Here is a 12,156-nt window from a genome sequence, read left to right as displayed (position 1 = left end):
CGCCGCCGCCGCCGCCGCCGCCGCCGGCGAGCCGCGCCGGGCCCGGCCGTTCGGCCCGCGCGTCCTGGTGCTGGCGCCCACGCGCGAGCTGGCGCGGCAGGTCACCGTGTCCGCCCGCAACTACGTCAAGTTCCGCCGGCTGTTCATCGTCGACGTGCTGGGCGGCGCGCCGTTCGGGCCGCAGGTCCGCGATCTGTCGCGCTCCGTCGACGTGCTGGTCGCCACGCCGGGCCGCCTGCTCGACCACATGCGCCGCCGCACCGTGCGCTTGGACGAGGTCGAGGTTCTGATCCTCGACGAGGCGGACCGCATGCTCGACATGGGCTTCTCCGAGGACATCGAGGCGATCGGCGCCGCCTGCCCGGCGGACCGCCAGACCCTGCTGTTCACCGCCACGCTGGACCAGCGCATGGAGCGGGTCGCCCGCGGCCTGCTGCGCGACCCGGCCCGCGTCGCCGTGGAGAGCACGCCGCAGAGCGCGCCGAAGATCGAGCAGCGCGTCCTGCACGCCGACGACCTGCACCACAAGCGCCGCCTGCTGCGCCACTTCGCGGCGTCGGACGAGGTGCGCAAGGCCATCATCTTCGCCGCCACCAAGCGCGACGCCGATGAGCTGGCCGAGCAGCTGAGCGCCGACGGCCACGCCGCCGCCGCCCTGCACGGCGACATGCGCCAGGAGGCCCGCACCCGCACGCTGGGCAAGCTGCGCGACGGGCGCGTGCGCCTGCTGGTCGCCACCGACGTGGCGGCGCGCGGCATCGACGTGCGCGACATCACGCACGTCATCAACTTCGACCTGCCGCGCAGCCCGGAGGACTATGTCCACCGCATCGGCCGCACCGGCCGCGCCGGGGCGGAGGGCATCGCCATCAGCTTCGCCACCCGCGCCGACCGCGTGTCGCTGCTGAACATCGAGCGGCTGATCGGCGCCCAGGTGCCGGTGCACCGCGTGCCGGGCATGGAGCCGACGCAGCGCTTCGACGCCCCGCGCGGCGGCAACGGCTTCAAGCGCAACGGCCACCGGCCGGGCGGTTCCGGCGGGCCGGGCCGGTCCTGGCACGGGGAGCGGCAGGGCGAGCGGCAGGGCCGTCCGGCCCCGCGGCACCCGCAGGCCAAGGCCGGGCACGGCCACCATGGGGGCAACGGCCATTCCGGCAACGCCCACTCGGCCAGCGCCCACTCCGGCAACGCCGGCACCGGCAACGGCGGCAACGCCCCGCTGACCCGCGGGCGCCGCTGATGACGACCCGGCGGCGGTCGATGGGGTGACCGATGCGACGGCGGCGTACGGGCACCGTAGACGAATGGGCCGCGAAGGCCCATTTGCAACGGATGATCCGCACGACCGCCGTCCACATCCCGAAGCCGCCGCCGCTCTGGCCGGACGTCGTCGCGCAGTGCCGCACGCTGATGCGGGACCTGCGCGCGCCGGCCGTTCTGATCGAAGGGCAGTTGATCGACACGCCCTTCGGCCCGCGCATCGCCGCGACCCTCAGCCTGCCGCCGGAAATGGGCGCCGTCCCGCTGACCGAGCACCCGGCCTACCGCCGCGCCATGCGCGACGCCGCCGGCATGGTGACCTTCATGCGCATGGCGGCGCTGAACGCCAGCGGCATCGACCCCGTCACCGCCAGCCGCGAGCCCGAGACGGTGGTGTGGCAGGCGGTCGTCGTGCCCGCCGGCGTCGCCCTGATCGCCCGCACCGATTCGGCCGATTTCGGCCCTTTTCTCCTGTCCGAAGACGATCCGGACGAGGAGCGCACAGCGCTCGTCGGCCGTCAGCTGGAGTTCGCCGGCATCACCGTCGGCGACCCGCGCCCGCCGGCACCAGACGTCTGGAGCCGGGCCTGAGTTACCGTCCACCGCATTTACCAGGAGGCGTCTCGTGAGCAAGTTCGAAGACCGTGCCTTTCGTGTCGGCAAGTCCAAGCCGAACCTCGCCGAGATGAAAAGCCAGCTTGGGCGGCTGAAGCACGACCTGGAACAATTCATGGCCCGCAAGCCGGGCGGGGCGGTCGTCGACCCGTTGCGCGCCCGCATCCGCGCGCTGGAAGCCGAGATCAATGAGGCCGAGGCCGAGCGCAAGCGCGAGCGGCAGCCGGTTTCCGAAGAGGGCGACGACGTGGACCGGGGTGCGGGCGGCGGCGCCTTCGTGCGCTCCACCTCCGGCCGCTTCCCGCCGCGCGGCCGCCCCGGCCGCTGACGCGCCCGGGTGTCCGACCGGAGGCGAGGCCCTTCTCCCGCGGGGAGGAGGGCCTTTTTCGTTGGTGGACGGCGGCTGCGGCGCCGGCACCGGCCGGGTTTCGGCACTGGAAAGATTCGTGCGGTGGAGGTTATGGTTAATTGCACATTAACCATATCGTGCGAGCATTCGAACGTCCGAAGAATGCAAGGCTTTCTGGAAAATGCCGGATAACCGCAGGAAAGAGGGTGTGGTGGTGGCGATCGACGCCGGGCGTCCCGGCCGCGACGCCAATCCCGTTGCCAATCCCATTACCCGGGCCAGGCGCGAGCCCGACGTGCAACTCGCCGCCATGGTGCCGGTCAGCGTCAAGCGAGCGGTGCGCCGCCGCGCCGAGGAGGAGGGTACGACCGTGCGCGGCATCCTGCTGCGCGCGCTGAAGGCCGCCGGCATCGCCGAGGTGGACGAGGCGGAGATCGCCGACCGCCGCGTCGCCGCCGGGGCGTTGCGTTCGGGCCTGTGGCGGTCCGGCCGCCCAGGCTGATCCGGCACGCCCGGTCGAGCAACAGTGGGGCGCCCCGGGCGCCCGTCGCAGGCGGCCGGGACGGCCGCTCCGGCTGCCATGGAACGGTCATGAGCCTCTTACAACGCCTGATGCTGCTGGTCTTCCTGGCGCTGGTGCCGGCCGCGGCCATCGAGATCGACAACGAGTTGCAGTTACGCGCCATCCGCGAGGCGGAGGTGCACCAGGTGGCCACGCGGCTGGTCAGCCTGATCGACGCCGAACAGAGCCGCATCGTCGAAGGCGTGCGCCAGGTGCTGGTCACCGTGGCGCAGACCGATGCGGTGCGCAGCGGCGACGCCGGGCGCTGCAACGGCCTGATGGAGCGGCTGCGGCCCGGCTATCCCGACCATTTGCAGGTGCACGTCACGGATGGCGACGGCGTGATCCGCTGCGCCACCGACGAGGCGGCGATCGGCTTATCAGTCGCCGACCGGGCGCACCTGCGCATCGCGGCGGAGACCGGGCGCTTCGCCGTGGGCGAGCACATCCGCCGGCGCACCACGGGGGCGCCGGCGCTGCCGTTCGCGCTGCCCTACACCGACCGCGACGGCGCGCCGGCGGGCATGGTGACGGCGCTGCTCGACCTGGGCTGGCTCGAGTCCTATCTGAAGGCGAAGCCGATGCCGCACAACGCGGCGGTGCTGGTCACCGACCGCAACGGCGTGGTCCTGGCCCGCGTGCCGCAGATCGCCGGCGTGAACGGCACCCAAGTGCCCGAACGCTACCGCCCCCTGATCACGGCGCGGGAGAGCGGTACGGTGGAGATGCCCGGCCTCGACGCCGTGGAGCGCATTCTGGCCTACAGCCCCGTGGACGTCGGCGCGCAGGGGCTGCTGCTGGCCGTCGGCATCGACAAAGCGCAGGCCATGGCGCCCATCGACCGGGCCATGCGGCGGGCGCTGGCGGTGATCGCGGCGGTGGCGGCGGTCACGCTGCTGGGTGCCTGGTGGATCGCCGGGCGGCTGGTGCGGCGGCCGGTCTCCGCCCTGGTCGAGGCCACGCGCCGCTGGCGGGCGGGCGACCTGACGGCGCGCAGCGGCCTGACCGGGACCGCCACCGAGTTCGGGCAGATCGGCGACGCCTTCGACGCCATGGCCGAGGATCTGGAACGGAAGGCCCGCGCGCAGGAGGAGGCGAACGCCGCCGCCCACAAGATGGCCGCCGTGCTGGCCAGCACCACCGACGGCGTGTTCGAGGTCGACCGCACCTTCACCATCCTCTACCTGAACCACCGCGCCCGCGCCCTGATCGCCAACGGGCGCGATCTGGTCGGCAAGCGGCTGTGGGACGCCTTCCCGGACGCCGTTGGAAGCGTCTTCCACGAGCAGTACACCCACGCCCTGCGCGAGCAGGAGCCGGCGGAGTTCGAGGGGTATTTCGCGCCGTTGGACGCGTGGTTCGCCGTACGCGCCTTCCCCTCGCGCGACGGGCTGGCCGTGTTCTTCCAGGACGTCACGGCGCGCAAGCGCGACGAAGCGGCATTGGTCGAGGCGAACCGCGAGAACGGCGCGCTGCTGGGGCTGCTCAACTCGCTGCTCGAACACGCGCCGGTCGGCTTCGCCTTCTTCGACCGCGAGCACCGCTACCTGCGGATCAACAGGACGCTGGCCGACATCCACGGCGTGCCGGCCGAGGCGTACCTGGGCCGCCGCGTGGTGGACGCGCTGCCGGTCAACGCGTCCCAGGTCGACCGCATCATCGAACAGGTCTTCGCCACCGGCGAGCCGGTGCGCAGCCACGAGATGGTGGGCGAGGTGCCGCACCAGCCCGGCGTGCGCCGGCACTGGCTGACCAGCTTCTATCCCGTCAAGGCGGACGGCATGGTGGTTGCCGTGGGCGTCGTGGTCATGGAGGTTTCCGACCTGCGCGAGGCGGAGGCGGCGCGCAGCCGCAGCGAGGAGCGTTTCCGGTCCGTCTTCGAGCAGGCCTCCGTCGGCATCGAGCGGGTGGCGCTGGACGGCCGCCTACTTGAGGTGAACGGAAAGGCGTGCGCCATCCTGGGCACGCGCCGCGAGGACCTGCTGGGCCGCAGCTTCCGCGACGTCACCGACCCGGCCGACCTGCCGGCCGAGGAGGCGCTGCTCGACCGGCTGCTGGCCGGCGACATCCCGAGCTACGCCATCGAGAAGCGCTACCGCCGCGCCGACGGGAGCCCGGTGTGGGTGCGCGTCACCTCCTCGCTGGCCCGCGTCACCGGGACGGAGGAGGCCTACCGCCTGTCCATCGTCGAGGATATCACCGAACGCACGGCGATCGAAGGGGACCTGAAGCGCGCCAAGGAGGAGGCGGAACTGGCCAACCTCGCCAAGACCAAGTTCCTGGCTGCCGCCAGCCACGACCTGCGCCAGCCCCTGCAGTCGCTGTTCTTCTTCGCCGCGGCGCTGGGCAACCATGTTTCCTCCGAGCGGGGAGGCGAGGTGCTGGGGCACCTGGAGCGCGGGCTGGAGGCGCTGAAGGGGCTGCTGGACAGCCTTCTGGACGTCTCGCGCCTCGACGCCGGGCTGGTGACGCCGGAGGTGGAGGACTTTCCCATCACCGACGTGCTCGACCTCGTGTCGGCGGCCTATGCGCCGCTGGCGCACGAGAAGCGGCTGGGCTGGCGGGTCGACGGATGTGCGGCCACGGTGCGCAGCGACCGCACCCTGCTGGCGCGCATGCTGAGGAACCTCGTGGAGAACGCGCTGCGCTACACCGCGGCCGGCGAAGTGGCCATCGAGTGCCGGGCGTCGGCGAGCGCGCTCCTGCTCTGCGTGCGCGACACCGGGGTGGGCATTCCGGCCGACCACATGGAGCGCATCTTCGAGGAGTTCCACCAGGTCGGCAACCCGGAGCGCGACCGCACGCAGGGGCTTGGCCTGGGGCTGGCGATCGTGCGGCGGCTGTCGCGGCTGCTGCGGCATCCGGTGACCGTGCGCTCCACCGTGGGCGGCGGTTCGGAGTTTTGCATCGCCGTGCCGATCGGCCAGACCGCGGAGGGCGAACAGACCCTGCCGGCGGAGCCGGCGGCGCCCAGCGGGCGGGGGCGGCTGGCGATGCTGGTGGACGACGACGCCATCGTGCTGATGGGGCTGAAGCTGATCCTCGCCGAATGGGGGTACGAGGTGATGACCGCTGGCTCGGCCGATCAGGCCATGGAGCGCCTGGAAGAGGAGGGGCGGCGGCCGGACATCGTGGTCGCCGACTATCGCCTGCGCGAAGGGCGCGTGGGCACGGAGGCGATCCTGCGGGTGCGCGAACGCTACGGCGCCGCCATTCCCGGCGTTATCCTGACCGGCGAGACGGGACCGGAATGCCAGCACGACGCCGCCACGCACGGCCTGCGCGTGGTGCACAAGCCGGTCACCCCGCGCCAGCTCGGCACGACGCTGGACGAGCAGCTTCAGGCGGCGGAATGAACCGCTTCAAGCTCGAGCTGCGGTTCGGCGGCGACGGCGCGGCCCGACTCGGTCAGGCGGCAGACCTGCCAGTCCGGCTTCAGGGGGTTGTCGAACCAGCGCTCCGCCCAGCCGGCCTTGACGCAGCTTTCCACCGTCTGGTGGTTGACGCGGTGCCCGCGCGCGTCGAACAGCGGCAGCTTGCCGCCCGGCTGGTCCAGGCCGCGGCGCAGCCAGGTCAGCTGCGCGTCGGTCGGCGCGCGCTGCGTTCCCTTCGGCCGCGATCCCTTGGCGCGTGGAGCGGTCGAGCGCAGCGCGGACATGATCGCCTCGGTCCTGTTGTGGCAAAGTTGGGACATTCTATGCCGGAACGGCGAACGGCGCATCACGGGAAACAACCCACGGAAAGCGACCATGGATCTGGTGTTCGTCTACATGACGGCCGCGTCGCGCGAGGAGGCCATGCGCATCGGCCGGGCGCTGGTGGAGGAGCGGCTGGCCGCCTGCGTCAACGTCCTGGGCGGCATGACGTCGGTCTACCGTTGGGAAGGAGCGGTGGAGACGGCCGAGGAGACGGTCTTCATCGCCAAGACGCGGCGCGACCTGTTCGAGCCGTTGGCCGCGCGGGTGCGGGAGTTGCACAGCTACACCGTGCCCTGCATCGTCGAGCTGCCGGTGGAGCGCGGCAACCCCGCCTATCTGGACTGGCTGCGCGCCGAGACGGGATAAGCGCCGCATGGCGGCCATGCGCCGGGCGCGGTGGACGCCCACCGGGGTGCGTGCCAGCTTTCCCGACGACTCATCCAGTGTCGGAGACGTTTCATGGGTGACTTGTCCGCCCGGCTGTCGGTCGGCTTCTCGTGGATCGGCCACACGCTGATGCACATCGTCGCGGCGCTGTACCTGACGGTGGTGCTGGCGCTGGAGCGGGAATGGCAGCTGCCCTATGACGAACTGATCCGGCTGTGGACGCTGGGGGCGCTGCTGATCGGGCTGGGCGCGCCGCTGGCCGGCTGGCTGGGCGACCGCTGGAGCGACAGCCGCATGATGGCGGTGTTCTACCTGATGACCGGCGGCGGTGCGATCTGGGCGGGGCTGGCCGACGGGCCGGACGCGCTGTGGATCGGGCTGGCGGTGCTGGGGCTGGGGGCGTCGATCTATCATCCCGTGGGCATGTCGTGGATGGTCAAGAACGCCACCAATCGGGGCAAGTCGCTGGGCTACCTGGGCCTGTTCGGCAGCATCGGCGTGGCGCTGGCCGCGGTGGTGGCCGGCGGCCTGACGGAGCTGTGGGGCTGGCGCAGCGCCTTCCTCATCCCGGGCGGGATCTGCGTGGCACTGGGGCTGGCGCTGGCGGGGTGCATCGCGGCCGGGCTGATCCAGGACCGCAAGGGCGACCTGAAGCCGCAGCCGAAGCCGTCGCGCGGCGACGTGGTGCGCGCCTTCTTCGTGCTGTCGGTCACCATGGTCTGCGCCGGGCTGATGTTCAACGCCATGCAGATCGTGCTGCCCAAGCTGTTCGAGGAGCGGCTGTCCGATCTGGTGGGCGGCGGCACGTTCGGCATCGGCGGGCTGGTCACGCTGGTGTGGCTGACCGCGTCGATCCCGCAGCTGATCGGCGGGCATCTGGCCGACCGCTACCCGCTGAAGCGCATCTACGCCATCTGCCTGCTGGCGCAGACGCCGCTGATGGCGCTGCTGGCGGTGCTGGGTGGCGTCCCGCTGGTGGGGGCGGCGGCCATGGTGGTGATCGCGTCGCAGGTGCAGATCCCGGCGGAGAACCTGCTGCTCGCCCGCTACACGCCGGACAAGCACCGCGGGCTGGCCTTCGGCGCCAAGTTCATCCTGTCGTTCGGCGCCGGGCCGGTGGCCGTGCAGATGGCCGCCTTCTTCTACGAGCGCTTCCACGACTTCCGCGAGCTGTACGGGACGCTGACCGCGCTGGCGTTGGTCGCCTTCCTGGCAGCACTGCTGCTGCCCGGCGAGCGCAAGGAGGCGGCCGTGGCGAAGGGCGCGCCGCGGCCGGTGCCGGCGGCGGAGTGACGGCCTACATCCGGTAGAGCCAGCCGACGTAGGGCAGGGCGGCGACGGCGGAATCGACGGACAGGTTGCCGCTCCACGGCAGCAGCCACGCGTCGCGGATGCCGGCGGCGCGTGCCCGGGACAGCTCGGCCAGCGCCTCGGCGCGGCCGGCGGGGCGGAGCGCCACGCGGTAGTGGCGTCGGCCGAAGACGGTGGCCTCGACCACCATGGTGTCTGCCACCGCGGTGTCGGCGCGGGCCAGCGTGGTTCGATGCGCCTCCGCCTGCGCCCGCTTGGTATAGCTGCCAAGGACCACCAGGAACGAGGCGGTGCCGGAGCGCACGGCGGCCTGAGCGACCGGGCCGGCGGGCAGCGCCGCCGTCTCCTCCGGCTTGCGCGGCGGCAACGGTGCGGCGCCGGAACCGGCGACGCCGTCGCTGAGCGTGCCGGTGGGCGCTTCGGCGACCTGAATGGGGGGTGGGGGAACCTCGGCGGTGCGGGACTCGTCGGGCGGGACGTTCTGCACCTCGCGCATGACGGCGACGATCAGCGGCTGTGGTGGCGCATCCTCGCACAGGCGGCCGTTCTCCAGGATGTTCATGAAGGAGCAGTCGCGCTCGGCCATCGCCGAGATGATGTGGTCCTTGGCCGTCTTGTTGGTGCGCAGGAACAGCACGGTGTCGACGTAGAGCGACGCGGCGGTCAGCGCCACCGGCACGCCCGCGCATCCGGCGAGTCCCAGACCGGCGGCGGCCAGCACTCCCGCTTTCATGGTCGCGCGCATGTCCGCTCCTCCCGTGGATGGTCCAAGGGTCGCGCCGGGTGCCCAGGCAAATCAAGGTTGCGCCCGATTTGCTACGAATTGGTGGCTATCGCGCCGGGCTTGGTAGATCCTTCCGCCGGGCATCGGATCGGGGGATGACGGATGCGGCATCAATTCGGGGTGAGTGGGCTCGTCGGCGCCGGGCTGGCGCTTTTGTGGATGGGGGCGGCGCAGGCGGCGCCGTCCTTCGACTGCAAGGCGGCGGGCACGCCGGTGGAGAAGGCGATCTGCGCCGACCAGACACTGGCCACCGCCGACCAGGAACTGGCGGACACCTACAAGAAGCTGCTGGCGCTGTCGGACGCGCCGGAGCGCGACCGCCTGCGCGCGGAGCAGCGCGCGTGGCTGGGCCAGCGCAACCAGTGCGCCACCGCCGCCAAGATCGGCGCCTGCCTTGCCGAGACGCTGCGCGCGCGGGTGCAGGCGCTGAACGCGGCGCTGCCGGGGGCGGTGGCCGGGGTCACGCGCACGGTCGCAAGCATCCCGGCCGACGCGCAGGGCGCGGCGGGCCGGCTGGCCGACATCCGCGAGCCGCTGGGCAAGGGCTGGACCGCCTACCTGCTGCGCTACGGCCCGGCGCCGGACAAGGCCAAGGCGACCGCCACCATGCGCGAGGCCGTCGCCGGCATCGACGACGACTACGCGCGCGACGTCGCCGGAATGGGCGACCTCGGCACCGACGAAGGGTTCCTGACGGCGCTGCGCATCGTTTCCGACCATTACGAGATGGCGTGGCCGTGCTTCGTGATGGAACGGCACGGCCAGCCAGCGTGGAAGGCGCAGGGGCCGCTGTACGGCAGCTCGCGCGACGGCGCCGGGCCGATGCCGGACTGTTCGGCCGGCGGCGCGCTGCTGGCCACGCCGGCCTGGAAGGCGGTGGAGGACCTGTTGTCGCCCATGGTCGGGGCGGCGTTCGGGCGCACCGGCACCATCCGCAGTTCGTTCGGCCGGCAGATGGCGGTCGAGGACATGATGTCGGCGGTGGACCCGCGGCTGCTGGCCAAGGGCGCGCCGCCGCTGGCGAAGCAGGTGGACGAGATCGCCGCGTGGTCGAACCCGCGTTGGGTCGGCGCCGACTGGGGCAGCCGCTTCCGCGCCGCCGTCACGGCGGCGGTGGACGGCTGGGTGCCGGGGCTGGCGGCGCGCTACCGCATCGGCCAGCCCGACGCGCGGCGGATCGCGGAGGGCGTGGCGTCGGTGTCGCTGGGCACCAGCGTCGGCTTCCTGAGCGAATACGTAACGCTGGACGGTGACACGCGGCTTCCGGAATGGCTGCGCGGCGCCTGGACGTGGTCGGGCGGTGCCGAGGGGACGCCGTTCACCGCACCCTCCGGCCGGGCGGTGATCGACGCGGCCAACGTCTGCATCGGCAAGGAATGCGAGGGCTTCGACGTGTCCACCGCCGGCGACGCGGTGGAGGTGGACGCCCAGGAGGTGAAGGCGGCCGGGGTCAAGCTGGCGCCCGACTGGCAGCGCCGCGCCGTGGAACTGACGTCGGCGCAGTCGGGTACGATGGCGAAGGCCGTGCCGTTGGCCGACGGCGGCGTTCTGGTCTCCGGCTACGAGAAGCCGGTGGTCCTGCGGCGGGCCGCGAAGTAGGGACGGGCGGGCGTTGGGTTTTCGCTGCGCTCAACCCAACCTACGGAACCATCGTAGGTTGGGTTGAGGCGCTGGCCGAAAACCCAACGTCGCGACTTTACGCGGCGGCGGCGTTCAGCGCCTGGTCGAGGTCGGCGATGATGTCGTCCGCGCTCTCGATGCCCACCGACAGGCGCACCACGTCCGGACCGGCGCCGGCCGCGGCCAGACCCTCTTCCGAGAGCTGGCGGTGCGTGGTGGACGCCGGGTGGATGATCAGCGAGCGGCTGTCACCCAGGTTGGCGAGGTGGCTGAACAGCTGCACGGTCTCCACCACCTTCACGCCGGCCTCGTAGCCGCCCTTGACGCCGAAGGTGAACACGGCACCGGCACCGCGCGGCAGGAACTTCTGCGCCAGATCGTAGTACTTGGACGACGTCAGGCCGGCGTAGCTGACCCAGGCGACGGCCGGGTGGGTTTCGAGGAACTGCGCCACCTTCAGCGCGTTGGCCGAGTGGCGTTCCATGCGCAGCGGCAGCGTCTCGATGCCGTTCAGCGTCAGGAAGGCGTTCATCGGCGACTGGCTGGGGCCCAGGTCGCGCAGGCCCACGGCGTGGCCGTGGATGGTGTAGGCGAGGTGGCCGAAGGTCTCGTGGAACTTCAGACCGTGGTAGCCGGGCTCCGGCTCCGTCAGCGCCGGGTACTTGCCGGCCTTGGTCCAGTCGAACTTGCCCGAATCGATGATCACGCCGCCGAGCGACGTGCCGTTGCCCGACAGGAACTTGGTGGTGGAGTGCACGACCAGCGTTGCCCCATGCTCGATCGGGCGGCACAGGTAGGGGGTGGCCAGCGTGTTGTCGACGACCAGCGGGATCTGCGCCTCGTCGGCGATCCTGGCGAGGCCCTCAAGGTCGGTCACCACGCCGCCGGGGTTGGCGAGGCTTTCGACGAAGATGGCCTTGGTCTTCGGCGTGATGGCGGCGCGCACGGCGTTCAGGTCGTCGGTGTCGACGAACACGGCCTTCCAGCCGAAGGCGCGCGGGAAGCTGTTGGCGAACTGGTTGAGCGAACCGCCGTAGAGCTTCTTGGCGGCGATGAACTCGTCGCCCGGCGACATCAGCGGGAACAGCGCCATCATCTGCGCCGAATGGCCGGACGAGGTGCAGGTGGCGCCGACGCCGCCTTCCAGGTTCGCCAGCCGCTCCTCCAGCACCGAGACGGTCGGGTTGGTCAGGCGCGAGTAGATGAAGCCGACCTTCTGCAGGTTGAACAGCGAGGCGGCGTCGTCGATGTCGTCGAAGACGAAGGCGGTCGTCTGGTAGATCGGCGTCTGGCGCGCGCCCGTCGCCGGGTCCGGCGCCGCGCCGGCATGGATGGCGCGGGTCTCGAAGCCGAAGCTCTTCGGTTCGTTCATGGTGTTGTGTCCCCTTACATCAGTTTCTTGAAGGATTTGGCGGGCGCCATCTTCTTGGTGGAGATGATGTTCGAATTGATGCCGCCGCGGCTGATCTCGCCGCACAGGCGCTGGTATTCGATCTTCGGGCAGCGGTTCATGACCACCGTCAACCCGGCCGCCTCGGCGCGCGCGGCCGCCGCGTCGTTGCGCACGCCC

Annotated in this window: 12 protein-coding genes; 8 read left to right on the top strand and 4 right to left on the bottom strand. The window is 71.7% G+C overall.

The annotated features are described in order from the left end of the window. The 5 genes from VED21_RS29565 to VED21_RS29545 form a co-directional block, all read left to right on the top strand. Positions 1–1,240: DEAD/DEAH box helicase (locus VED21_RS29565; protein ID WP_324888886.1), on the top strand; the 1,240-nt coding region annotated here is incomplete at its 5' end. A 92-nt stretch (positions 1,241–1,332) separates the two neighbouring features. Beyond that, positions 1,333–1,851, top strand: a complete 519-nt coding sequence (locus VED21_RS29560) for a hypothetical protein (protein ID WP_324888884.1) — start codon at positions 1,333–1,335, stop codon at positions 1,849–1,851. A 34-nt stretch (positions 1,852–1,885) separates the two neighbouring features. Then, on the top strand, positions 1,886–2,203 hold the full coding sequence (locus tag VED21_RS29555; protein ID WP_324888882.1) for a Gas vesicle protein V: 318 nt from the start codon (positions 1,886–1,888) through the stop codon (positions 2,201–2,203). A 232-nt stretch (positions 2,204–2,435) separates the two neighbouring features. Then, on the top strand, positions 2,436–2,726 hold the full coding sequence (locus VED21_RS29550) for a hypothetical protein (RefSeq protein WP_324888880.1): 291 nt from the start codon (positions 2,436–2,438) through the stop codon (positions 2,724–2,726). 89 nt (positions 2,727–2,815) lie between these two features. Then, positions 2,816–6,142, top strand: coding sequence for a PAS domain S-box protein (locus VED21_RS29545; protein WP_324888877.1), 3,327 nt, complete (start codon positions 2,816–2,818; stop codon positions 6,140–6,142). Here the strand turns inward: VED21_RS29545 and VED21_RS29540 are convergent. Beyond that, positions 6,127–6,444 carry a hypothetical protein gene (locus tag VED21_RS29540; protein WP_324888875.1) on the bottom strand — a complete coding sequence of 106 codons (318 nt, stop codon included), beginning with the start codon at positions 6,442–6,444 and terminating at the stop codon, positions 6,127–6,129. The two genes, VED21_RS29545 and VED21_RS29540, sit on opposite strands and share 16 nt — an antisense overlap. A 91-nt stretch (positions 6,445–6,535) precedes the next feature. Here VED21_RS29540 and cutA point away from each other — a divergent pair, with 91 nt between their 5' ends. Beyond that, a complete protein-coding gene (cutA, locus tag VED21_RS29535; protein WP_324888873.1) occupies positions 6,536–6,850 on the top strand; it encodes a divalent-cation tolerance protein CutA in 315 nt (104 codons plus the stop codon). A 93-nt stretch (positions 6,851–6,943) separates the two neighbouring features. Continuing rightward, positions 6,944–8,164 carry an MFS transporter gene (locus VED21_RS29530; protein WP_324888871.1) on the top strand — a complete coding sequence of 407 codons (1,221 nt, stop codon included), beginning with the start codon at positions 6,944–6,946 and terminating at the stop codon, positions 8,162–8,164. A gap of 4 nt (positions 8,165–8,168) precedes the next feature. Here VED21_RS29530 and VED21_RS29525 read toward each other — a convergent pair whose 3' ends face one another. After that, positions 8,169–8,927, bottom strand: a complete 759-nt coding sequence (locus VED21_RS29525; protein ID WP_324888869.1) for a hypothetical protein — start codon at positions 8,925–8,927, stop codon at positions 8,169–8,171. Between the two features lie 141 nt (positions 8,928–9,068). On the opposite strand from VED21_RS29525, the gene VED21_RS29520 reads away from it, so the two are divergent. Next, positions 9,069–10,565 carry a lysozyme inhibitor LprI family protein gene (locus VED21_RS29520; protein ID WP_324888867.1) on the top strand — a complete coding sequence of 499 codons (1,497 nt, stop codon included), beginning with the start codon at positions 9,069–9,071 and terminating at the stop codon, positions 10,563–10,565. A gap of 97 nt (positions 10,566–10,662) precedes the next feature. Here VED21_RS29520 and VED21_RS29515 read toward each other — a convergent pair whose 3' ends face one another. Further along, a complete protein-coding gene (locus VED21_RS29515; RefSeq protein ID WP_324888865.1) occupies positions 10,663–11,958 on the bottom strand; it encodes an O-acetylhomoserine aminocarboxypropyltransferase in 1,296 nt (431 codons plus the stop codon). Between the two features lie 14 nt (positions 11,959–11,972). Next, the coding region (locus VED21_RS29510) for a CoA-binding protein (RefSeq protein WP_324888863.1) at positions 11,973–12,156 on the bottom strand (184 nt) is incomplete at its 5' end.

This window comes from Azospirillum sp. (assembly GCF_035627195.1).
GTDB lineage: Bacteria > Pseudomonadota > Alphaproteobacteria > Azospirillales > Azospirillaceae > Azospirillum.
This window is presented reverse-complemented; position numbering and strand designations above follow the sequence as displayed.